Origin of the sequence: Massilia sp. YIM B02763, assembly GCF_030412015.1 — a bacterium.
Taxonomy (GTDB): domain Bacteria; phylum Pseudomonadota; class Gammaproteobacteria; order Burkholderiales; family Burkholderiaceae_D; genus Telluria.
Genome location: NZ_JASNRD010000005.1, coordinates 187145 through 210109 on the forward strand (window position 1 = coordinate 187145; position 22965 = coordinate 210109).

Here is a 22965-nt window from a genome sequence, read left to right on the forward strand (position 1 = left end):
GGCTCATGCATGATGGATCAAGCACTGAGGTAATATTCTTGCAACAACAACTCAGTCGACATCCCATGCATACCGCCGTCAACCTGTGGCCGCTGCTCGGCATCGCCGTCGTCGTCGCCGGATTCCTGCTGCGCGCCCATCCGGTGCTCGTCGTGGTCGCCGCCTGCGGCGTCACCGGCGCGGCCGCCGCGATGGCCCCGCTGCAGCTCCTCGAGACCCTGGGCAGCGCCTTCGTCAAGACCCGCAACCTGCCGCTGATCCTGTTGTTGCCGCTGGCTGCGATCGGCCTGCTCGAGCGCTTCGGCCTGAAGGAGTACGCGCAAGCGCGCATCGCCCGGGTGCGCTCGGCGACGGCAGGGCGCCTGCTCACCGTCTACCTGCTGGCGCGCGAGACGGCGGCCGCGTTCGGCCTGACGAGCCTGGGCGGCCATCCGAACATGGTGCGTCCGCTGGTGGCGCCGATGGCCGAGGCGGCGGCCGAGGCAGCGGCGCGGCAACGGGGCGGCAGGCTGGACGAAGCGCAGCGCCTGCGCATCCGCGCGATGAGCGCGGCCACCGACAACGTCGGCCTGTTCTTCGGCGAGGACATCTTCGTCGCCTTCGGCGCCATCGTGCTGATGCAGACCATCCTGCGCGCCGAAGGCATCGAGGTCGATCCGCTGCACATGGCGCTGTGGGGCATCCCGACGGCCGTCACCGCGTTCGTGGTGCACGCCTGGAACCTGCGCCGGCTGGACGCGCGCCTGCGCCGGGAGATGGCGCGATGATCGTCTCGATCGACCTTTTCTACGTGCTGGTGGGCCTGCTGTTCGCGGCCGTCGCCGTCATGAACCTGCGCGACCGCGCCAATCCGCGCCGCTTCACGACCGCGCTGTTCTGGGGCCTGTACGCCTTGCTGTACCTGGCCGGAGAGCGGCTGCCGGCGGCGGCGGCGGGCGCGCTGATGATCGCGATGGCGCTCGTCGCCGGCTGCAACCTGGTGCGGCCCGGACGCGCCGCGGTGCCGCCGGAAGAGGAGCGGCGCGCCGGCGGCGCGCGCCTGGGCGGCAAGCTGCTGCTGCCGGCGCTGGCGATTCCCGTCGTCACGGTGATCGGTTCCACGCTGCTCAAGGACGCAACGCTCGACCTGCGTCCGCTGCTCGACCCGAAGAACCTGACGCTGGTGAGCATGGGCTGCGGCACCGTGGCCGCGCTGGCGCTGGCCTGCGCGGTCACCCGCGCCACCCCGTGGCAGGGCGTGCGCGAGGCGCGCCGCCTGGTCGACGCGATGGGCTGGGCCGTGGTGCTGCCGCACATGCTGGCGGTGCTGGGCCTGCTGTTCGCCGAGGCGGGCGTGGGCAAGGCGGTCGCCCACGTCGTCACCACGGCGATCCCGCTCGATTCGCCGTTCGTCGCCTGCGCCGCGTTTTGCATCGGCATGGCATTATTTACCGTCGTGATGGGCAACGGCTTCGCGGCCTTCCCCGTGATCGCGGGCGGGATCGGCATTCCGGTGCTGGTCGGCAGCTACCATGCGAATCCGGCCGTGATGGCCGCGATCGGCATGTTCAGCGCCTACTGCGGCACCCTGATGACGCCGATGGCGGCCAATTTCAACGTGGTGCCGGCGGCCTTGCTGGAACTGCCGGACAAGCACGCCGTGATCAAGGCCCAGGTGCCCACCGCCCTGCCGGTGCTCGTCGCGAACATCTTCCTGCTGTACTTCCTGATGCACCACTGATGTACGAATGAGCGAAACATGACGACGACGACCTCCACCAGCGCGGCACCGGCCGCTGCCAAGACCATCCTGCTGACCGGCTTCGAGCCCTTCAACGGCGCAGCCATCAATCCGTCCTGGGAAGCGGCGCGCGCGCTCGACGGCTGGTCCGGGCCGGGCTTCACGGTGGTGGCGCGCCAGCTGCCCTGCGAATTCGGGCGCGTGAACATCGCGCTGCTGGAAGCCGTGGCGGCCGTGCAACCGGACATCGTGATCGCCGTGGGACAGGCCGGCGGCCGTCCCGAGATCTCGGTCGAGCGGGTGGCGATCAACGTCGACGACGCCGCCATCGTGGACAATGCGGGAGCGCAACCGGTCGATACCGCGATCATCGCCGACGGCCCCGCCGCCTATTTCAGCACGCTGCCGATCAAGGCCATCGTGCGCGCGCTGCGCCTGCGCGGCTTCCCGGCCGGCGTCTCGCAGACGGCCGGCACCTTCGTGTGCAACCACGTGTTCTACGGCCTGATGCACCATGCCGCCGGCTCGCCGAGCCTGAAGGCGGGCTTCATCCACGTGCCCTTCCTGCCCGAGCAGGCGGCCGACCGCCCGGAGCGTCCGCCGTCGATGGCATTGAAGGACATCGTCGACGGCCTGCGCATCGCCGTCGAGGTGGCCGTCACGGCCGACGAGGACGTGGCGGAGGCGGGCGGCGCCACGCATTGATGTCGCGGTGCGCGAACGGTGTCGAACGCGTGGACGGGGAACCCGTCCACCCTACGACGGCGTACCGGCTTCGGTAGGGTGGACGGCTGTGCCGTCCACGCGTTCAGCCAGCGGGGAAATCATTCCGCCGCCGGATGCAGGATGTTCAAGAACGCCCTGACCACCGGCGCATCGTCCTGCACCGGATACGTGATGTACAGGTTGGCCGACGGCGCATTGGCGCGGATCGGCAGGAAGCGCACGCCCGGCCAGCCGATGCGGCTGGTGGTCTGCGGCATCAGCGCGACGCCCAGGCCCGCACCCACCATGGCCAGCAGCGTCTGCGGCTCGGCCGCTTCCTGGAAGATGGTGGGCTGGAAGCCGGCGGCCACGCAGCACTGGATCAGGTAGCGCGGCTCGGCCGACTGGTCCAGGTGCAGCGTCAGCATCGGCTCGCCCGCGATGTCGGCCAGGTCGACGGCCTCCCGCTGCGCCAGCGGATGGCGCGCGTTGACGGCCACGCAGAAGCTCTCCTGGAACGCCAGTTCCTGGCGCAGGCTGGCGTGCCGCAGGGCGTCGTCGTCGACGCGCGGCTCGCGCCAGAAACCCACGTCGATCTGCTTGGCGCGCAGCGCGTCCCACTGGTCGTTCGGCCCGAGTTCGTGGATGGTCCAGGTCACGCGCGGATACTGGCTCTGGAACTGTTCCAGCAAGCCCGGGATCGGCCCCCACATCGCCGAGCCCACGATGCCCACGCGCAGCCTTCCGACTTCGCCGCGGTCGATCTGGCGGATGGTGTCGATGGTCATGCGCATGCGGCCCAGCAGGTCGGCCGCCTCGTGCATCAAGGCCTTGCCGGCCACCGTCAGCTCGAAGCTGCGCGTGGTGCGCGCGAACAGGCGCACCCCGAGTTCGCTCTCCAGCTTCATGATCTGCTGCGACAGCGGCGGCTGCGAGATGTGCAGGCGCTCGGCGGCGCGGCTGAAACTTTTTTCTTCGGCCACCGCCAGGAAGTATTTCAACTGCTTCAGGTCGATCGACATGGGCGTATTCGCGCGTGGTTGCGTCGTGTCTTTATTCGTGGGCCGTCTTGCCCAGCGCGACGGCCAGGCGCGCGCCGACGAGGGCGTTGTGCTTGACGAGGGCGATGTTCGTCGCCAGGCTGCGTCCGCCCGTCAGTTCCTTGATGCGCGCCAGCAGGAAGGGCGTGACGGCCTTGCCCTTGACGCCCTGTTCGTCCGCCTCGCGCAGCGCCTGGGCGATGATGCCGTCGATCTCGTCGTTTTGCATGGCGTGCGCTTCCGGCACCGGATTGCTGACCACCACGCCGCCGTCCAGGCCGAGCAGCCACTTGGCGCGGATGAAGCGCGCCTGGTCTTCCGGGCTGTCGAGCTGGAAGTCGGCGTTGAAGCCGCTCTCGCGCGTGAAGAAGGCGGGGAAGCCCGGCTGGCCCACGCTGACGACCGGCACGCCGTGCGTTTCCAGGTATTCCAGCGTCAGGCCGATGTCGAGGATCGACTTCACGCCGGCGCACACGACGGCCACACTGGTCTGCGCCAGTTCCTGCAGGTCGGCCGAGATGTCGAAGCTGGTCTCGGCGCCGCGGTGCACGCCGCCGATGCCGCCCGTGACGAACACCTCGATGCCGGCCAGCCGCGCGCAGATCATGGTGGCGGCGACGGTGGTGGCGCCCAGCTTTTTCGTCGCGAGCACATAGGCCAGGTCGCGCCGGCTGACTTTCAGCGCATCCTTCGACTGGCCCAGCAGCTCCAGCTGTTCGTTCGACAGGCCGACGCAGATCTTGCCGTCGATGAGGGCGATGGTGGCCGGCACCGCGCCCGCGTCGCGGATCACCTGCTCGACCTCGCGCGCGGTCTGCACGTTCTGCGGATACGGCATACCGTGCGAGATGATGGTCGACTCGAGGGCGACGACGGGCTTGCCGGCGGCGCGCGCGGCCTGCACTTCGGGGGAGAATTGGAGGTAGGCTTGCATGGATCAGTCCTGTTCGTTGAATGGCGTATCTTGCGGTTCGAGGTCGGCAAGGCTGGAGGGCGTCAGTGCCGGGTGTACGGTGTCCGGCGTGGCGAGCGTCAGCGCCGACAATTGCAGGCCGCGGCGGCAGGCCAGCACCAGGTCGTCGTCTCCCTGTACCAGCGACCAGCACACGCCGGCCGCGAAGGCGTCGCCGGCGCCCGTGACGTCGACCACGTCGGCCGGCGGCGCCTGCAGGCGCTCGATGGCGCCGCCGGTGGCGCCGCCCGTGGTGCCGCCCGTGGTGCCGCCCGTGGTGGTGCCGGTCGTGACCAGCACGCCCTGCGCGCCGCGCGTGACGACCAGGTCGCGCACGCCCTGGGCCTGCACCTCGCGCATGGCGGCTTCCAGCGCGGCGTCGCCGTCGAGCGGACGGCCCACGCGCGCGGCCAGTTCGCCGGCGTTCAGGATCAACAGGCGCACGCCGGACAGGTCCTGCGGCAGGCGCGCCATCTTGGGTTCGGACACGGCGACCAGCACCAGCGGCACCTCCGCGCGGCGCGCCTGCGCGACGAGCGCCTCGACGGTGTCGAGCGGCAGGTTCAGGTCGGCGACGAGCAGCGCGGCCGCCGCGATCCGGGCCTGGCGCGCGGCCACGAAGGCGGGGTCGATGCGGTCGTACAGCGCCATGTCGGCCAGTGCGACGACCATCTCGCCGTTCTGGTCCAGTAGCGCCGTGTAGGTGCCGCTCGAGATGTTCTCCAGGCGCAGCGCGCCGCGCGTGTCGATGCCCAGCGTCTCCGCATGGGCGAGCAGGGCGGCGCCCGCGCTGTCGCCGCCGATCGCCGTCAACAGCGCCGCCGGGGTGCCCAGGCGCGCCAGGTTCTCGGCGATGTTGCGCGCCACGCCGCCGAACGATTCGGTCTGGGTGGCCGGGTTCGAGGTGCCCATGGCGAGCAGCGCGTGCGAGCGCAGCTTGCGGTCCAGGTTGGCGGCGCCGATGCAGACGACGGGCCGGCGGTCCGGCAGCACATAGGCGCGGCCGAGCAGCTTGCGCTCGCGGATCAGGCCGGCGATATGGCCGGCCACGGCCGAGCGCGACAAGCCCAGCTGGTTCGCCAGGTCCTGCTGCGCAATGAACGGATTCGACCGTATCAAGTCGAGCAATTGTTGTTTTTTAGAGTATTCGCTCACGTGGGGAACCGCGTTAAACTTTTGTTTTTAATGTTAGACAATTGTCTGAATAGCGTCAACGCTGGGGCAAACGGGTAATTTATATCTTTCAAGTATAAATCGTCCAGAAAAATGGTATTTGCCATACCAATCCGCGATAATGCATAGTTCGGCAATTCCCCCAAATCCATTGACGACCATGCGCCGGAACCCACTGTTCCGGCCGGCATACCACATCCTCGACCCATTGCGACCATGACCACTCACCAGTTCAGCAACACCCCCTTCGAAGCCGCCGACGTCATCCGTGCCCGCAAGCCGGGCTTCACGCCGCGCGTGGCCCTGATCCTCGGTTCCGGCCTCGGCGTGCTGGCCGAGCAGATGACGGACGCCGTCTCGATCAGCTATGCCGACCTGCCGGGCTTCCCGATCAGCACCGTGCACGGCCACGCCGGCGAACTGGTGCTGGGCATGCTGGCCGGCGTGCCGGTCGTGTGCATGAAGGGCCGCGGCCACTTCTACGAAGGCTACGGCCCGGGCGTGATGACCTCCGCCGTGCGCACCTTCAAATTGATCGGCTGCGAACTGCTGTTCGTCACCAATGCCGCCGGCTCGCTGCGTCCGGAAGTGGATGCGGGCAGCGTCGTCGTCCTGAACGACCACATCAACCTGCTGCCGGGCAGCCCGATGGCCGGCCCGAACGACGAGCGTTTCGGCCCGCGCTTCTTCAGCATGGCCAATGCCTACGACGCCGACATGCGCGCGCTGGTCAAGGCGACCGCCGAAGAGAAGGGCATCACGCTGGCCGAAGGCGTGTACCTGGCCTGCCCGGGCCCGAACTTCGAGACCGCCGCCGAAATCCGCGCGTTCAAGGCGCTGGGCGCCGACGTGGTGGGCATGTCGGTGGTGCCGGAAGTGATCGCCGCGCGCCACTGCGGCCTGAAGGTGGCCGGCCTTTCCGCCATCACCAACCTGGCCGAGGGCCTGACGCCGTTCCCGCTGTCGCACGAGCAGACGCTGAAGTACGCGGCCATCGCGGCCAAGGACATGGTGGCGCTGATCCATGGCTTCATCGAGCGACTGGGCAAGACCGCAACCGCTGCTTAACCTCAGCCGCTGCTTAAACTAACCGTCGTTCCCGCGAAGGCGGGAACCCATGCCGAGTCTCGGAAAACGTCAGCTGATTATTCACTGTCACGATTGCCGGAACCTCAGCATGGATCCCCGCCTTCGCGGGGATGACGTGCTAACTGACGAGTACAAAAACATGTCACGCGCATTCATCCTCCTGCTTGACTCCTTCGGCCTCGGCGCCTTGCCCGACGCGGAGAAATACGGCGACGCAGGCGCCAACACCCTCGGCCACATCGCCAAGTGGGCCGCGGACGCAGGCAAGCCGATGTCCTTGCCGCACCTGGAACAAATCGGCCTGGGCGCGGCGGCGCACAAGGCCAGCGGCGCCTGGCCGGCCGGCTTCGACCGGCGCGACGGCTTCACCGGCGCCTGGGGCGTCGCGCGCGAGCAGTCGACCGGCAAGGACACGCAGAGCGGCCACTGGGAAATCGCCGGCGTGCCCGTGCTGTTCGACTGGGGCTACTTCCCCAAGACCGTGCCGACCTTCCCGCAAGAGCTGACCGACAAGCTGCAGGAGTTGACCGGCGTGCCGGGCTGGCTGGGCAACTGCCATGCATCGGGCACGACGATCATTACGGAACTCGGCGACGAGCACGTCGCCACCGGCAAGCCGATCATCTATACCTCGGCCGACTCGGTGATGCAGATCGCCGCGCACGAGGAACACTTCGGCCTGGAACGCCTGTACCAGGTGTGCGAAGCCGCGTATGAACTGGTCAAGCCCTACAACATCGGCCGCGTGATCGCGCGTCCGTTTACCGGCGAAGCCGGAGTTTACAAGCGTACCGGCAACCGCCACGACTACGCCGTGCCGCCGATCGCGCCCACGCTGCTGGACCACGTCAAGGACGCCGGCGGCGAGGTCATCGCGCTGGGCAAGATCAGCGACATCTTCGCGGGGCAGGGCGTCACGCGCCTGGTCAAGGGCGCCGACAACATGGCGCTGTTCGACCGCTTGCTGGAAGTGGCTGACGAGGCGGGCGACAAGTCCCTCACCTTCGTGAACTTCGTCGACTTCGACATGCACTTCGGCCACCGCCGCGACGTCGCGGGCTACTCGAACGCCCTGCACGAGCTGGACGCGCGCCTGCCGGACTTCCTGGCCAAGCTGAAGGAGGGCGACCTGGTGGTCGTCACGGCCGACCACGGCTGCGACCCGACCTGGCCCGGTTCCGACCACACGCGCGAACACATCCCCGTGCTGTTCTTCGGCCCCGCCGCCCCGACACGCGAGCTGCCCGTGTCCGACACGTTCTCCGACATCGGCGCCACGCTTGCCAAGCACCTCGGCGTCAAACCCCTTGCTAACGGAACTGCCTTGCTATGAGCCAGCCTATCGATTTCAAACGTAACACGGCCGTCGGCCTCGACCTGGGCTGGATCAACCACCTGAAGGTCAACCGCAACGCCGCCGACCGCCGCGCCGCCAGCCTGGCGAACCGCCGCACCGTCAAGAAGGACTACCAGGCGGCCTGGCTGGTCAAGGCGATCCAGTGCATCGACCTGACCACGCTGTCCGGCGACGATACCCCGGGCCGCGTCGAGCGCCTGTGCCGCAAGGCGATGCGCCCGCTGCGCGCCGACCTGATGGACGCGCTGGGCCTGGAGAACCTGACCACGGGCGCCGTCTGCGTGTACCACGAGATGATCCAGCCGGCCGTGCAGGTGCTGCAGGGCCGCCTGCCGATCGCCGCCGTGTCGACCGCGTTCCCGGCGGGTCTCTCCAGCATGGAAACCAAGCTGCGCGAGATCGAACTGTCGGTGGCCGCCGGCGCCACCGAGATCGACATCGTCATCACCCGCCAGCACGTCCTGACGGGCAACTGGCAGGCGCTGTACGACGAGATGGTCGCCTACCGCCAGGCTTGCGGCGACGCCCACGTGAAGGCGATCCTCGCGACCGGCGACCTGGTCACGCTGGAAAACGTGGCCAAGGCTTCGTGGGTCTGCATGATGGCGGGCGCCGATTTCATCAAGACCTCGACGGGCAAGGAAGGCGTGAACGCGACCATCCCCGTCTCGCTGGTGATGGTGCGCGCGATCCGCGAGTACTACGAAAAGACCGGTTTCATGGTCGGCTACAAGCCGGCCGGCGGCGTCTCCACCGCGAAGTCGGCGCTGCAGTACCTGACCGTGATGAAGGAAGAGCTGGGCAACGAATGGCTGCAGCCGCACCTGTTCCGCATCGGCGCCTCGAGCCTGCTGACCGACATCGAGCGCCAGCTCGAGCACCACGTCACGGGCTTCTACTCGGCCGCCCACCGCCACGCGCAACCTTGAACACGCAGACCACCGGAAACGTCATGCCAACGATTAAAGAGATTCTTCAGACTATGGATTACGGCCCCGCACCCGAAAGCACCAAGGAAGCGCAAGCGTGGCTGGAAGGGCGCGGCCGCCGTTTCGGCCTGTTCATCGACAACAAGTGGACCGAGCCGGGCGAGACCTTCGGCACCTTCAATCCGGCCGACGGCAGCGAGCTGGCGCAGGTCACCCAGGCCACCGAGGCCGACGTGCAGCTGGCCGTGGAAGCGGCGCGCCGCGCGCACCCGGCCTGGGTCGCCATGGGCGGCCACGGCCGCGCCACCGTGCTGTACACGCTGGCCCGCCTGCTGCAGAAGCATGCGCGCCTGTTCGCCGTGCTCGAGACGCTGGACAACGGCAAGACCATCCGCGAAACCCGCGACGCCGACCTGCCGCTGGCCGCGCGCCACTTCTACCACCACGCCGGCTGGGCCCAGCTGCAGTCGGAAGAATTCGCCGACTACCGCGCCGTGGGCGTGGTCGGCCAGATCGTGCCGTGGAACTTCCCGCTGCTGATGCTGGCATGGAAGGTCGCGCCCGCGCTGGCCGCCGGCAATACCATCGTGTTCAAGCCGGCCGAGTACACCTCGCTCACCGCGCTGCTGTTCGCCGAGATCTGCCAGATGGCCGGCGTGCCGGCGGGCGTGGTCAACGTCGTCACCGGCGACGGCCGCGTGGGCGAAGCCATCGTCAACCATCCGGACATCAACAAGCTCGCGTTCACCGGCTCGACCGAAGTGGGCCGCATCATCCGCAAAGCGACCGCCGGCAGCGGCAAGAAGCTGTCTTTGGAACTGGGCGGCAAGTCGCCGTTCATCGTGTTCGACGACGCGGATCTCGATGCCGCCGTCGAGGGCCTCGTGGACTCGATCTGGTTCAACCAGGGCCAGGTCTGCTGCGCCGGTTCGCGCCTGCTGGTGCAGGAATCCGTGTACGACCGCTTCATCGCCAAGGTCAAGGCGCGCATGCAGAACCTGCGCGTCGGTTCGCCGCTGGACAAGTCGACCGACATTGGCGCCCTCGTCGATCCGGTCCAGCAGCAGCGCATCCACGGCCTGGTCGAATCGGCCCGCGCGGAAGGCTGCGAGGTCTGGCAGCCGGCCTGCGCGGCCCCGGCCGAGGGTTCCTGGTACCTGCCCACGCTGATCACCGGCGCCTCGACCACGGCGACCGTGAGCCAGACCGAGATCTTCGGCCCCGTGCTGGTGGCGATGAGCTTCCGCACCCCGGGCGAGGCCGTGCAGCTGGCCAACAATACCGTCTATGGCCTGGCAGCCTGCGTCTGGACCGAATCGATCAGCCTGGCGCTGGACGTGGTCCCGCAGATCAAGGCCGGCGTCGTGTGGATCAACACGGCCAACCAGTTCGATGCCGCATGCGGCTTCGGCGGCTACAAGGAATCGGGCTTCGGCCGCGAAGGCGGCAAGGAGGGCATGTACGAGTACCTGACCCCGCGTTCGGAAGATGCGCGCCCGAACCTGCCGCAGGCGGTCGCGAAGGCCAAGGCCAACGCCAAGCCGGCGCAGGAAGCCAATCCGTTCCAGATCGACCGCACCGCCAAGCTGTACATCGGCGGCAAGCAGGCGCGCCCGGACAGCGGCTACAGCCGCGCGATCCACGGCGCCGGCGGCGAGTTCCTGGCCGACATCGGCGAAGGCAGCCGCAAGGACATCCGCAACGCCGTCGAAGCGGCGCACAAGGCGTCCGGCTGGGCCAAGGCCACGGCGCACAACCGCGCCCAGGTGCTGTACTACATCGCCGAGAACCTGGCCGTGCGCGCCGACGAATTCGCCGCGCGCATCGCCAAGCAGACCGGTTCGAAGGATGCCGAAAAAGAAGTGCAGGCATCGATCGAGCGCCTGTTCTACTGGGCCGCGTGGGCCGACAAGTACGACGGCCAGGCCCACCAGCCGCCGATGCACGGCATCACCGTGGCGCTGAACGAACCGGTCGGCGTGATCGGCATCGTGTGCCCGAACGAGAACCCGCTGCTGGGCTTCGTCTCGCTGGTGGCGCCGGCGCTGGCGCTGGGCAACCGCGTCGTGGCCGTGCCGTCGGAAGCGCATCCGCTGTCCGCGCTGGACCTGTACCAGGTGCTGGACACCTCGGACCTGCCGGGCGGCGCGCTGAACATCGTCACCGGCTCGGCCGACGAACTGGCAAGGACGCTGGCCTCGCACTTCGACGTCGACGCCGTGTGGCGCCACGACGGTTCGGAAGCGGGCTGCGCGGAAGTGGAGCGCCTGTCGGCCGAGTCGCTGAAGCGCACCTGGACCGGCGGCGCCAAGGGCCGCAACTGGTTCGATGCCAAGCAGGCTTGCGGGCGCGTGGTGCTGCAGCATGCGAGCCAGGTGAAAAACGTCTGGATTCCGTACGGCGTCTGATTAATCTGTAATATCAATGTAGGGTGGACGGCTTCGCCGTCCACGCGGTGATAGGCCAGGGCTCCGATCTCGAGCACGATCAGGAGGCCGCCAACAATCACCGCGTGGACGGCAGAGCCGTCCACCCTACGGTACTTTTTGAGAGAGCGATTACGCTATGTTTTTACCCCAAGAAATCGTCCGTAAAAAGCGCGACGGCGGCGTGCTGAGCGCCGAAGAGATCCAGTTCTTCGTGCGCGGCATCCCGAACGGCAGCACCACCGAAGGCCAGATCGCCGCGCTGGCGATGGCCGTCTACTTCAACGACATGACCATGGACGAACGCGTCGCCTTCACGCTGGCGATGCGCGATTCCGGCCAGGTCATGGAGTGGAAGTCGCTCGACCTGCCCGGTCCCGTGGTCGACAAGCACTCGACCGGCGGCGTCGGCGACGTCGTCTCGCTGATGCTGGGCCCGATGGTCGCGGCGTGCGGCGGCTTCGTGCCGATGATCTCGGGCCGCGGCCTGGGCCACACGGGCGGCACGCTCGACAAGTTCGACTCGATCCCGGGCTACAGCACCGTGCCCGAACCGGAACTGTTCCGCAAGATCGTGCGTGAAGTGGGCGTCGCCATCATCGGCCAGACCGCCCAGCTGGCGCCCGCCGACAAGCGTTTCTACAGCATCCGCGACACCACGGCGACCGTGGAATCGGTCGCGATGATCACCGGCTCGATCCTGTCGAAGAAGCTGGCCGCGGGCCTGGATGCCCTCGTCATGGACGTCAAGGCCGGCAGCGGCGCCTTCATGCCGACGTATGAAAAGTCCGTGGAGCTGGCCGAGTCCATCGTCCACGTCGGCAACGGCGCGGGCACCCGCACGTCGGCGATCCTGACCGGCATGAACGAGTCGCTGTGCCCGGCCGCCGGCAACGCCGTCGAAGTGCGCGTGGCGATCGACTACCTGACGGGCAAATCGCGCCCCGCGCGCCTGCACGAAGTGACGATGGCGCTGTGCGCCGAGATGCTCGTCATCTCGGGCCTGGCCGCCACCGACGCCGAAGCGCATGCCAAGCTGCAGAAGGCGCTGGATTCGGGCGAAGCGGCGGAACGCTTCGCGCGCATGGTGACGGCGCTGGGCGGCCCGGCCGACCTGATGGACAAGCCGGACGCCTACCTGGAGCAGGCGCCCATCGTGGTGCCGGTACCGGCGCTGGAATCCGGCTACGCCTACGCGACCGACTGCCGCGGCCTGGGCCTGGCCGTGGTGGGCCTGGGTGGCGGCCGCACCCGTCCGCAGGATGCGATCGACTTCGCCGTCGGCCTGACGGGCCTGGTCGAACTGGGCACGAAGCTCGACGCGGGCCAGCCGCTGGCGCTCGTGCATGCGCGTACGCAGGATGCGGCCGAGCGCGCCGTGCGCGAAGTGCAGGCGGCCTATCGCATCGCGCAAGAGCAGCCGGCGGCGCAGCCGATGATCTACAAGACCATCCGTCCGTAATGACCACCGTCGCCCCTGCGCAGGCAGGGGCCCAATCCGGCGCAGCCGCTACGCATGCGACATTGGGTCCCTGCCTTCGCAGGGACGACGCTTTTGGGAGTTCCCATGCAATACCAAAAACTCATCGACGAAGCCCGCGAAGCGCGCCTGCTTGCTTATACGCCGTACTCGAACTTCAAGGTCGGCGCCGCCCTGCAATGCAAGGACGGCCGCGTGTTCCGCGGTTGTAACGTGGAGAACGCGTCCTATGGCCTGTGCAACTGCGCCGAACGCACCGCCTTCTTCTCGGCCATCGCCCATGGCTACCAGCCGGGCGACTTCGCGGCGCTGGCCGTGATCGGCGAGACGGATGGCCCCATCGCCCCGTGCGGCGCCTGCCGCCAGGTGATCCTGGAACTGGGCGGCAACGAACTGCCTGTCGTGCTGGCGAACCTGAAGGGCGACGTGACGGAAACGACGGCCGCCGCGCAACTGCCGAACGCCTTCGGCGGCCGCGATCTGGCGAAATAAGCGCCGGCGACACGAGCGGCTGGCGCTGAACCAAAGACCAGGCTTCAGCGCCCTTTAAGTCAGCGGCGGCCAAATCTGCGAAACTTGAAAATATGGATAAGCCCACAACATGATGGGCTATCCCCTGTCATCAGCAAGGAGTAGAACATGAGCCCGCAAGACACGCAGATGTTGCAAGACTTCCTTGACCAGCTGGTCAAGGCCCGTGGCATCCAGAAGGACCAGGAAGCGGATGCGATGATCCAGCGCGCCGTCGCGCAACAGCCGGATGCCGCCTATCTGCTGGTGCAACGCGCATTGCTGGTGGGACAGGCGCTCGACAACGCCAAGGCCCGGATCGCCACGCTGGAAGACCAGCTGCGCCAGGCCCAGTCCGGCCAGCAGGGCGGCAACGGCCGCTTCCTCGATGCCGACGCCTGGGGCAATAGCGGCGCATCGCGTCCGGCCGCGCAGGCCCCGGCCTATACCCGCGCAACCCCGGCACCGGCGCCGTACCAGCCGCAATACGAACCCCAGTATCAGCCGCAATATCAACCGCAGTACCAGCAACCGCAGCGTGGCGGCTTCCTGAGCGGCGGCTTCGGCTCGACCCTCGGCTCGATCGCCACGACGGCCGCCGGCGTGGCCGCGGGCGGCTTCCTGTTCCACGGGCTGGAAAGCATGTTCAACCATAACGAGGGCGGCGGCGGTTCCCAGCACCTGTTGAACAGCGACGACAAGGGCAACAACCTGTTCAGCGACCAGTCGGGCAGCTCGCTGGCCGACCAGGCCGGCGTAGGCGACGTCGACAGCGCCCTGAGCAGCGACAACGGCCGCGGGCAGGGCTTGTTCGACAGCAATGCCGAGAACGGCATCGACGGCGGCGGCTTCTTCGACGGGGATGGGTCGGACGAAGGGCTGTTCAGCTGACGCGTCGTTCCCGCGGAGGGTAAAACAGTCCAGTGGACTGTTTTACCCCATGCCGACTCGCCGAAGTCAGTCTGCTTGAAGCACTCCGGTATGTCCAACGCAAGGAATTCTGTTGCTCAGTATGGGGGGAATAGTGCCGGGGGCACTATTCCCGCTTTCGCGGGAACGACGTGCTAGGAGCGAAACAGCGCCTCCGGATTCCACGGATCGTAGGTCCCCACGTTCCACACATGGCCCTCGGGGTCGCGGCACATGAAACCGCGGCTGCCGAATTCCGTATCGGACGGCTCCTGCAGGATGACGGCGCCGGCATTGCGGGCGCGCTCGCAGACGCGGTCGGCATCGTCCACCTGCAGGTAGACCGTCTGCGTCTCGCGCCCGTCGACCTGGTCCGGCTGCACCAGCACGCGGCCATAGTCGTCGTCCTCGCTCACCGTTCCCAGCATGATCATGCCGCCGCCCAGCGTGAGCTGGGCATGGGCGATGGCGCCGTCGATGCCGGGAACGGCCACCTGGCAGGCGAAGCCGAAGACCTCGCCGAGCCAGTCGATGGCGGCGGGGGTGTCGCGGTAGCGCAGGCAGGGGATGGCGATCGATGGCATGGCGACTCTCCTTGAAGGCGATACCCCATGCTACCAGCCTTGCATGAGGATTCACATCTGCTGGAACAGATAGGTGTGATTGCGGCTCACCTCGACCTCGCCCGCATGGTTGCGCAGGCGCAGCATGTGGCGTCCGCGCGCATCGCGCACGACCTCGCTGATGGCATCCACGCGTACCAGCGTCGAGCGGTGCACGCGCCAGAATTCGTCCGGATCCAGTTCGTCCAGTAATTCCTTCAACGTCTTGCGGATCAGAAATTCGCCGCCGGCCGTCTGCACCCGCGTGTATTTTTCGTCGGACTGGAAGTACAGCACCTCGCGCGTGCTGATCATGCGCAGGCTCGTTCCCACCTGGGCCTGGATCCAGCGCAGGTAGTTCGGGCGGGACGGCTTGCCCTGGTGTTCCAGCAGCGTCGTCAGGCGGGCCAGCTGCTGGCCGATGTCCTGCGGCGCCGGGGCATCGCCGGCGCGGGCCTGCAGGCGCTTCCTGATGCGCGCGCAGGTGGTGGCCATGCGCTCGGGCGACACCGGCTTGAGCAGGTAGTCGAGCGCGCCCTGTTCGAAGGCGTCCAGCGCGTACTGGTCGTAGGCCGTGGCGAACACGATGTGCGAGCGCGCGTACAGGCGCTTGGCCGCCTCGATGCCGGACAGGCCGGGCATGCGGATGTCCAGGAAGGCGATGTCGGGCCCGTGCAGCTCGCCCAGTTCGACGGCCTCGACGCCGTTGGCCGCCTCCGCCACGATGGACAGTTCCGGCCACGCGGCGGCCAGGCGCGCGCGCAGCAGGTCGCGCATCGGGGCTTCGTCGTCGGCGATCAGCGCCGTCACGGCTCGCTTGTTCATGCCTTGCTCATTCATGCGGCTTCATCCTCCATCATCTTGTACGGAAGCCGGATCGTGGCGCAGGCGCCGCCGCCTTCCGGCATCGAGATCGCGAGCTCGGCCTGCTCGCCGTACAGCAGCTGCAGGCGCTCGCGGATGTTCGCCAGGCCCACGCCGTCGTCCGCATGCGGATCGATGCCCACGCCGTCGTCGCACACCTCGACCTGCAGCGTGCTGCCCGCCACGCCGGCGCGCACGACGACGGTGCCGCCGGCGATCTTCGGTTCCAGCCCGTGCTTGATGGCGTTCTCGATCAGCGTCTGCAGCATCATGGGCGGGAAGGGCGCGCTGCATAAAAAGTCCGGCACCTCGAAGCGCACCTGCAGCCTTTCCTTCATCCTGGCCTGCATGATCGCGAGGTAGGCGCGCGACAGTTCGACCTGCTTGCCGAGCGTGGCGCCGCCGCGCGCGCGCATCTGCGGCAGCGTGGAGCGCAGGTATTCGATCAGGTGGGCGTGCACGCGCGCCGCCTCGCGCTGGTCGGTCTCGATCAGCTGGCCGATCAGGGCCAGCGTGTTGAACAGGAAGTGCGGTTCGACCTGGGCCTGCAGCGCGGCCATCTGCGCTTCCATCAGGCGCCGTTCCAGCGTGGCGACGTTGGCCTGCAGCGTGGCGTCGCGCGCCGCCAGCTCGGCCTTTCTCTTTCCGCCGGCCAGCACCTTCACGCCGAAGGACACGAACATGTACCAGAACGCGGGCTCCGGCGTGTTCACGATGATGAAGAACGCCCACGCCAGGAACCAGGTCAGCAGCAACTGGCGCCACTCGACGACGGCGAGCCAGTCGAAGAAGCGCCACCACAGCTTGCTCGCCTCGTTCACGGCATCGCGCACGAAGTCGAGCGTGCGATTGATCTGGCTGGCGCGCATCGTCTCTGGCCCTCGCTGCTTGCTTATTGTTTTCCGTAGGGGGCGTCGGCCTGCTCGCGCATGGTGCGGCGGCGGTCGATGACGAAGGCGCCCGCCACCAGCTTGACGAGCATGAACAGGACGAACAGGAACAGTGCCAGCGGCAGGATGCTGATCAGGAGCGCCAGGCCGAGGCAGCAGGCAAGCATGGCGGGCCAGGGCATGGCGACGATGGCGTCGAGGGCGCGGCGGCAGGCGCGCACGATGTCGCGGGCGACGTCTTCCATGGTGGCGGCGAATTCGCGGAATGTGGTGTGGCGCATGGGATGCTCCCGGTGGCGTGGCGATGGTTTCACTATACGGCCGGCGCCCGCAGCCTTCCAGTGGCGGCCGACGAACCGTCGAAAACGCGGCATGAGCGGTCGTGCCGACCGACGGATGGTATGCATGGCAAATGTGCGGCCGACCATCGACGGCATGCCCTTGACCGGCTTCGACCGGGAGGGGCGTGTGCTTCTTTCCGCTTCTTTCCGCCTCTTGCCGCTTCTTTCCGCTTCTTGCGTTTCGATCCGCTCCTGCACCCGCGATCCCGGCGACGCCATGTCGACGATGCGGCGATCGGCATTTCTTTCGACAGGGGCATGACGGAATTCCCGGTCGACTACGCGGGAATTCACCGTATCGAGACGGGAATTTGAGCAATTTGGGAAAACGCCGCAGGTCCTCCTCCTTGTGGCCAATTGCCTGCCGTTGGGACCGCGCCGTATGATTTTTTTTATCTGGAAGCATTTCGCGGGATGGTCCAAGGACCCGGCCGCCGATCCGACCCGGTGGGGCGGCGGTGCCGGCCCGCGAAGTCGACCAGCTGCGCTCGGCGACCGTCGAGCGAAACCTGTGTAACAAGAGGAACGAGCATGATCGTGGAACAGATCGACGAGGATGGCGGGGCCGGCGAGCAAGGGCGCGTCGATGCCATCGTCGCCCGGGGTCCGCGCGGCGCCTTCGCCGTGGCGGGGGCAGGCGTGGCGGTGGTGGTGGCGCTATGGGTGGTTTTCTACGTCCTGGTGTTCGTCGCCAGGGAAGGAGCCTGACATGGACACGCTGGATCGGAACGCCCATGGAGGCGCCGACGTCGCCGCCGCGGCGGAGGCGCGCTGGGGCGTCGTGGTGGCTGTCATCGTGCTGTTCCTGGTCGGGATGATGGGCTACATGAGCCTGCACTGGGCGGCGACGCCGCCCGTGCGCACGGAAACCATCGACCCGTCCACGCTGCACATCGCCGGCGAATTCGTCGAGTCCCGCCTCGGCACGGTGGCCGAGGCGGACGGCTCGGCCACCGTGCGGGTGCTGGCCAACCAGTATTCGTTCACGCCGCAATGCATCGTGGTCCCGGCCGGCATGCCGGTGCAGATCCGCGGCACGGCGGCCGACGTCGTGCACGGCTTCTCGGTCAGCGGCACCAACGTCAACGTCATGCTGGTGCCGGGCTACATCACGAATTTTCGCACCCGCTTCGAGAAGACGGGCGACCACCTGATGCCGTGCCACGAGTTCTGCGGCACCGGCCACGCCGCCATGTGGGCGCACGTGAAGGTGATCGACAGGGACGAATTCATGCGCCGTGCGCGCGAGCAGGATGGAAAGGGGATGAGCTGTGTTCAGTAACGATACCAAGCGGCTGGTGCTGGGCCATTTCTGGTTCGCCTTCGCCGCGTTCTTCGCCGCGCTGCTGCTGGGCGAATGGCAGATGTACATCCGCAGCCCGCTGGCGGCGTGGATCCGCCAGCCCGAGCTGTACTACCGCTCGGTGACGGCGCACGGGTCCGTGATGGGCTACGTGTTCCCGACCCTCGTGGCGATGGGCTTCGGCTATGCCATCGTCGAGCTGTCGCTCAAGCAGGCGCTGGTCGGCCGGCGCTGGGCCTGGACCGGGCTGGCACTGGTGATCGCCGGCACCATCACGGCGCTGGGGCCCGTGTCCGCCGGCCTGGCCTCGGTGCTGTACACCTTCTATCCGCCGCTGATCGGCCACCCGGCCTACTACATCGGCGTGGTGCTGGTGGTGGTCGGGTCGTGGATCTGGGTCGCGCTGATGGCCGTGAACCTGCGCGTCTGGCGCAAGGCGCATCCGGGCGAGAACGTGCCGCTGCCCATGTTCGCCAACCTGGCCGGCGCCTACCTGTGGGCCTGGACCTCGCTCGGCGCGGCCATCGAGATCCTGTTCCTGATCCTGCCGGTGGCGCTGGGCTTCAAGTCCACCATCGACGCCGGCCTGTCGCGCGTGTTCTTTTCCTGGACCCTGCACGCGATCGTGTACTTCTGGCTGATGCCCGCCTACATCGCGTTCTACACGCTGGTGCCGCGCGCCATCGGCGGCCGCCTGTACAGCGACACGATGGGACGCATCTCCTTCGTCCTGTTCCTCGTGTTCTCGATGCCGATCGGGATCCACCACCTGTTCCAGGACCCGCAGGTGGGCTCCGGCGTCAAGTTCCTGCACGCCGTATTCACCGGCATGGTCTCGGTACCGACCTTCCTGACCGTGTTCACGATCGTCGCCTCCGTCGAGATCGCGGGACGGCTGCGCGGCGGCACCGGCCTGCTGGGCTGGGTCAAGGCGCTGCCCTGGCATAACCCGATGATGCTGGCGGCGGCATTTTCCTTCATCCTGCTGGGCTTCGGCGGCGCGGGCGGCCTGATCAACATGAGCTACCAGCTCGACTTCGCCGTCCACAACACCCAGTGGATCACGGGCCACTTCCACCTGATCTTCGGCGGCGCCATCGTGATCATGTACTTCGTCCTGGCCTATGACCTGTGGCCGCACCTGACCGGCCGCGCGCTGGTGCAGGGACGGATGATGAAGGCGCAGCTGTGGCTGTGGTTCGCCGGCATGATCGTGCTGACCTTCCCCTGGCACGTGGTCGGCGTCATGGGCATGCCGCGCCGCATGGCTTATTTCGACTACAGCAACCCCGAGCTGGCGGCGCAAGCGATCGGCGTGGTCATCACCTTCTGCGGCGGCCTGCTGCTGGTGGCGTCCGGCCTGCTGTTCCTGCTGGTGCTGCTGCGCGGCCACCGCAGCGCGGTGGTCGAATTGCCCGAGTTCCGCTTCGCCCAGCCGGTGCACGCGACCGGGCGCCTGCCCGTGGCCCTCAACGGCTATGCGCTGTGGCTGGTGCTGATGATCGGCGTGTCGGTCCTCAACTACGGCTACCCGATCGCGCAGCTGCTGGCACTCAAGGAAACGTCGGTGCCGGCCGTGCCGGTGGGAGGCGCGCCATGAACGAACGCCTGTTCTCGCTGAAAAACCGCTGGTTCACCATCAGCGTCGGCGCGGTCGTCCTGATCGCCGTGCTGTCGATCGCCGTCGGTTTCGTCTGGGTGCCGCGCGTGCATGGCGGCGCCACCGTCGATTCGCTGTGGGATGCGATCTGCAGCGCCGCCGGCGCCCCGGCGCGCTACCGCAACGCCACGCCGCAGGGCGACAAGGCGCTCCCGCCGAGCGACGTCATCGTCAACAGCGCGATGATGGGACCGCCGGACCCGGGGGCGGTGCGCCGCGGCAGCACGCTGGCCCAGCAATGCAGCATGTGCCACGATGCGCGCGGCACGGCCGCGGCGGGCATCGACGCGCCGCACCTGGCCGGCGAGCCGGCCTCGTCGACCTACAAGCAGCTGCGCGACTTCAAGGCGGGCCACCGCACGAACCCGATCATGCAGGCGATGGCGGCCAACCTGGGCGAGCAGGACATGCGCGACCTGGCCGCCTACTACGCGGCGCAGCCGCCCGCCACGCAGGCCGCCCGGCCGGGCGCGCGCCCGGACGTGCCGCGGCTCGTCAGCAACGGCGCGCCGATCCGCAACATCGGCGCCTGCGCGACCTGCCACGGCCCGGGCGTGGGCCGTGCCGCCACCCCGGTGCTGGATGGCCTGTCCGAGACCTACCTGCGCGCGCAGCTGACGGCATTCCGCGCCGGCACCCGCGCCAACGACATCAACCGCCAGATGCGCAATGCCGCCCATGGCCTGACGGACGCCGAGATCGCGCTGTTGGCGCGCTATTACGCCAGCCGCTAGCGTCATCGATCGTCGCCCCGGCGCAGGCCGGGGTCCAAGTTTCGTTGCTCCGTCGGCGCGAAACATCGGGCCCCGGCCTGCGCCGGGGCGACGATCGTTTACCTTTCATTCCGCCCATTCTGCATTTCGTCGCAAACCGGCCCGCTTCACAGGATGCGTGCTTCATAGTATTTTCAGCAAGGCCGTATCGGCCATGCCTGACGCACACTCCCATCCACTTTCGTTGCGAGGTCCGCATGCTACGTACCACCCTGGTCGCATTGTCCGCAGTCGCTTTCGTCCCGTCCGTGCACGCACAGTCCGCGCAGGCGGCGGCCGCCCCCGTGCCGCTGATCGAGCGCGCCAAGCTGTTCGGCAATCCCAGCAAGATCGCCGCCGCCATCAGCCCCGACGGCCGCTGGCTATCGTGGATCGCCCCGCGCGACGGCGTGCTCAACGTCTGGGTGGCGCCGATCGACAAGCCCGACCAGGCCAGGGCGCTGACGGCGGAAAAGACGCGTCCGATCCGCAGCGTGTTCTGGGCGCCGGATTCGAAGTCGCTGCTGTTCGTGAACGACAAGGGCGGCGACGAGAACTTCCTGCTGTACGGCGTCGACGTCGCCAGCGGCAGGCAGAAGGTGCTCACGCCGTTCGAGAAGACCCGGGTGCAGGTGGTGAACATCAGCCGCCACGTCAAGGACCGCATCCTCATCGGCGTGAACAACCGCGATCCGCGCTGGCACGACGTCTACAGCCTCGACCTCGCCAGCGGCAAGCTGGCGCTGGTCCACAAGAACACGGGCGACTACGCCGGCTTCGTCGCCGACGAGCAGCTGGTGCTGCGCCTGGCCGTCAAGAGCCGCCCCGACGGCGGCAGCGATTACTTCCGCGTCGTGAAGGACAAGGTCGAAGAGAAGCCGGTGGCCCAGGTCGACCTGGACGATGCGCTGACCACGTCGCCGCTGGGATTCACGACGGACGGCAAGACCTTGTACTGGAACGATTCGCGCGGGCGCGACACGGCCGCCCTGGTGGCGCAGGACGTCGCCGGCGGCACGTCCAGGGTGGTGGCCCAGGATGCCCGCGCGGACATCGCCTCCGGCCTGTTCGACGTGCGCACGGGACAGGTGCAAGCCTACGAGGTCGACTTCCTCAAGCACGAATACGTCGCGCTGGACAAGGACGTGAAGGCCGACCTGGACCACCTGAAACGGGAGATGAAGGGCGACTTCCAGGTGCGCTCGCGCACGGATGCGGACGACAAGTGGATCGTCGACCTCGACCCCGTCTCCGCGCCGCCCTCGACCTGGCTGTACGAGCGCAAGGGCAAGCGCCTGACCAGGCTGTTCACGGCCCGTCCGGAACTGGAAGGCGCGCCGCTGGTGCCGATGTTCCCGCAGGAGATCAAGGCCCGCGACGGCCTGAACCTGGTGTCCTACCTGTCGCTGCCGAAGTCCGCCGATCCCACCGGCAGCGGCAAGGCCGCGCGGCCCGTGCCGATGGTGCTGCTGGTGCACGGCGGACCCTGGGCGCGCGACACCTACGGCTACCGCGGCTACCACCAGTGGCTGGCCAACCGCGGCTATGCGGTGCTGTCCGTGAACTACCGCGGCTCGACCGGCTTCGGCAAGGGCTTCATCTCGAAGGCCGACCTGCAATGGGGGCGCAAGATGCACGACGACCTGGTCGACGCCGTCGAGTGGGCCGTCAAGAGCGGCGTGACCACGCGCGACAAGGTCGCCATCATGGGCGGTTCCTACGGCGGCTACGCCACGCTGGCGGGCCTGACCTTCACGCCCACGACCTTCGCCTGCGGCGTGGACATCGTCGGCCCCTCGAACCTGTTCACGCTGCTGCAGACGATCCCGCCGTACTGGGAATCGGGCAAGCAGCAGTTTTATAAACGCATGGGCGACCCGACCACCGAGGAAGGCCGCGCGCTGCTGAAGGAACGTTCGCCGCTGAACTTTGCCGACCGCATCCAGCGCCCGCTGCTGATCGGCCAGGGCGCGAACGACCCGCGCGTGAACGTGCGCGAATCGGACCAGATCGTGGCGGCGATGAAGGAGAAGAACATCCCCGTCACCTACATCGTGTTCCCGGACGAGGGCCACGGCTTCGCCCGTCCCGTCAACAACATCGCCTTCAATGCGGTGGCCGAGAACTTCCTGTCGTCCTGCCTGGGCGGACGGGCGGAGGCGATCGGCACGGCGCTGGCGCCGTCGACGGCGCAGGTGAAGGAAGGGGCGGCCGCGGTGCCGGGCCTGCAGCAGGCCGCGGCGAAGTGAAGCAGGGTGACGGC

At 67.9% G+C, this 22965-nt stretch carries 22 protein-coding genes; 15 read left to right on the plus strand and 7 right to left on the minus strand.

Going from position 1 to position 22965, the window contains the following annotated elements; genetic code table 11:
• Nucleotides 1–65 precede the first annotated feature (65 nt).
• Genes QPK32_RS09870 through pcp form a run of 3 tightly spaced genes read left to right on the plus strand, consistent with a single transcriptional unit; the run spans nucleotide 66 to nucleotide 2425 of the window.
• Nucleotides 66–767: a DUF969 domain-containing protein gene (locus QPK32_RS09870; RefSeq protein ID WP_290412632.1), complete on the plus strand. Its 702-nt coding sequence runs from the start codon at nucleotides 66–68 to the stop codon at nucleotides 765–767.
• Nucleotides 764–1720, plus strand: a complete 957-nt coding sequence (locus tag QPK32_RS09875; RefSeq protein WP_290412633.1) for a DUF979 domain-containing protein — start codon at nucleotides 764–766, stop codon at nucleotides 1718–1720. Before QPK32_RS09870 ends, QPK32_RS09875 begins: the two co-directional genes overlap by 4 nt.
• Before the next feature lie 18 nt (nucleotides 1721–1738).
• Nucleotides 1739–2425 (plus strand): pyroglutamyl-peptidase I, encoded by a 687-nt coding sequence (gene pcp, locus QPK32_RS09880; protein ID WP_290412634.1) that lies wholly within the window; start codon nucleotides 1739–1741, stop codon nucleotides 2423–2425.
• Between the two features lie 119 nt (nucleotides 2426–2544).
• Here pcp and QPK32_RS09885 read toward each other — a convergent pair whose 3' ends face one another.
• The 3 genes from QPK32_RS09885 to QPK32_RS09895 are packed head-to-tail and all read right to left on the minus strand — an operon-like array spanning nucleotide 2545 to nucleotide 5572.
• Complete coding sequence (locus QPK32_RS09885; protein ID WP_290412635.1) at nucleotides 2545–3447, minus strand: LysR family transcriptional regulator; 903 nt, start codon at nucleotides 3445–3447, stop codon at nucleotides 2545–2547.
• A 31-nt stretch (nucleotides 3448–3478) separates the two neighbouring features.
• Nucleotides 3479–4399: a pseudouridine-5'-phosphate glycosidase gene (locus QPK32_RS09890; RefSeq protein ID WP_290412636.1), complete on the minus strand. Its 921-nt coding sequence runs from the start codon at nucleotides 4397–4399 to the stop codon at nucleotides 3479–3481.
• Between the two features lie 3 nt (nucleotides 4400–4402).
• The gene (locus tag QPK32_RS09895) at nucleotides 4403–5572 is read right to left on the minus strand and encodes a PfkB family carbohydrate kinase (RefSeq protein WP_290412637.1); all 1170 of its coding nucleotides are present in this window, start codon (nucleotides 5570–5572) and stop codon (nucleotides 4403–4405) included.
• Between the two features lie 234 nt (nucleotides 5573–5806).
• On the opposite strand from QPK32_RS09895, the gene xapA reads away from it, so the two are divergent.
• The 7 genes from xapA to QPK32_RS09930 all read left to right on the plus strand — a co-directional run bounded on the left by xapA (nucleotide 5807) and on the right by QPK32_RS09930 (nucleotide 14272).
• The gene (gene xapA / locus QPK32_RS09900) at nucleotides 5807–6658 is read left to right on the plus strand and encodes a xanthosine phosphorylase (protein WP_290412638.1); all 852 of its coding nucleotides are present in this window, start codon (nucleotides 5807–5809) and stop codon (nucleotides 6656–6658) included.
• A gap of 160 nt (nucleotides 6659–6818) precedes the next feature.
• Nucleotides 6819–8012 (plus strand): phosphopentomutase, encoded by a 1194-nt coding sequence (locus QPK32_RS09905; RefSeq protein WP_290412639.1) that lies wholly within the window; start codon nucleotides 6819–6821, stop codon nucleotides 8010–8012.
• Nucleotides 8009–8965 (plus strand): deoxyribose-phosphate aldolase, encoded by a 957-nt coding sequence (gene deoC / locus QPK32_RS09910; protein ID WP_290412640.1) that lies wholly within the window; start codon nucleotides 8009–8011, stop codon nucleotides 8963–8965. The genes QPK32_RS09905 and deoC overlap by 4 nt, the downstream gene beginning before the upstream one ends.
• Nucleotides 8966–8988: 23 nt before the next feature.
• The gene (locus tag QPK32_RS09915) at nucleotides 8989–11373 is read left to right on the plus strand and encodes an aldehyde dehydrogenase family protein (RefSeq protein ID WP_374046722.1); all 2385 of its coding nucleotides are present in this window, start codon (nucleotides 8989–8991) and stop codon (nucleotides 11371–11373) included.
• 157 nt (nucleotides 11374–11530) lie between these two features.
• A complete protein-coding gene (deoA, locus tag QPK32_RS09920) occupies nucleotides 11531–12853 on the plus strand; it encodes a thymidine phosphorylase (protein ID WP_290412642.1) in 1323 nt (440 codons plus the stop codon).
• A gap of 105 nt (nucleotides 12854–12958) precedes the next feature.
• Nucleotides 12959–13363 (plus strand): cytidine deaminase, encoded by a 405-nt coding sequence (locus QPK32_RS09925; protein ID WP_290412643.1) that lies wholly within the window; start codon nucleotides 12959–12961, stop codon nucleotides 13361–13363.
• 147 nt (nucleotides 13364–13510) lie between these two features.
• On the plus strand, nucleotides 13511–14272 hold the full coding sequence (locus QPK32_RS09930; RefSeq protein ID WP_290412644.1) for a DUF2076 domain-containing protein: 762 nt from the start codon (nucleotides 13511–13513) through the stop codon (nucleotides 14270–14272).
• Between the two features lie 173 nt (nucleotides 14273–14445).
• Here QPK32_RS09930 and QPK32_RS09935 read toward each other — a convergent pair whose 3' ends face one another.
• Genes QPK32_RS09935 through QPK32_RS09950 form a run of 4 tightly spaced genes read right to left on the minus strand, consistent with a single transcriptional unit; the run spans nucleotide 14446 to nucleotide 16927 of the window.
• A complete protein-coding gene (locus QPK32_RS09935) occupies nucleotides 14446–14874 on the minus strand; it encodes a VOC family protein (protein ID WP_290412645.1) in 429 nt (142 codons plus the stop codon).
• A gap of 51 nt (nucleotides 14875–14925) precedes the next feature.
• The gene (locus QPK32_RS09940; RefSeq protein ID WP_290412646.1) at nucleotides 14926–15717 is read right to left on the minus strand and encodes a LytTR family DNA-binding domain-containing protein; all 792 of its coding nucleotides are present in this window, start codon (nucleotides 15715–15717) and stop codon (nucleotides 14926–14928) included.
• 11 nt (nucleotides 15718–15728) lie between these two features.
• Entirely contained in the window at nucleotides 15729–16625 is an 897-nt protein-coding gene (locus QPK32_RS09945; RefSeq protein ID WP_290412647.1) for a sensor histidine kinase, read from the minus strand.
• Between the two features lie 23 nt (nucleotides 16626–16648).
• On the minus strand, nucleotides 16649–16927 hold the full coding sequence (locus QPK32_RS09950; RefSeq protein ID WP_290412648.1) for a hypothetical protein: 279 nt from the start codon (nucleotides 16925–16927) through the stop codon (nucleotides 16649–16651).
• A 591-nt stretch (nucleotides 16928–17518) separates the two neighbouring features.
• On the opposite strand from QPK32_RS09950, the gene QPK32_RS09955 reads away from it, so the two are divergent.
• The 5 genes from QPK32_RS09955 (at nucleotide 17519) to QPK32_RS09975 (ending at nucleotide 22951) form a co-directional block, all read left to right on the plus strand.
• The gene (locus QPK32_RS09955; protein ID WP_290412649.1) at nucleotides 17519–17695 is read left to right on the plus strand and encodes a hypothetical protein; all 177 of its coding nucleotides are present in this window, start codon (nucleotides 17519–17521) and stop codon (nucleotides 17693–17695) included.
• 1 nt (nucleotide 17696) lies between these two features.
• Nucleotides 17697–18269, plus strand: coding sequence for a cytochrome C oxidase subunit II (locus tag QPK32_RS09960; RefSeq protein ID WP_290412650.1), 573 nt, complete (start codon nucleotides 17697–17699; stop codon nucleotides 18267–18269).
• Nucleotides 18270–18285: 16 nt separating this feature from the next.
• Nucleotides 18286–19890, plus strand: coding sequence for a cbb3-type cytochrome c oxidase subunit I (locus QPK32_RS09965; protein WP_374046726.1), 1605 nt, complete (start codon nucleotides 18286–18288; stop codon nucleotides 19888–19890).
• Nucleotides 19887–20684, plus strand: coding sequence for a c-type cytochrome (locus QPK32_RS09970; protein WP_290412652.1), 798 nt, complete (start codon nucleotides 19887–19889; stop codon nucleotides 20682–20684). The genes QPK32_RS09965 and QPK32_RS09970 overlap by 4 nt, the downstream gene beginning before the upstream one ends.
• A 236-nt stretch (nucleotides 20685–20920) precedes the next feature.
• Complete coding sequence (locus QPK32_RS09975) at nucleotides 20921–22951, plus strand: S9 family peptidase (RefSeq protein WP_290412653.1); 2031 nt, start codon at nucleotides 20921–20923, stop codon at nucleotides 22949–22951.
• Nucleotides 22952–22965: the final 14 nt, after the last annotated feature.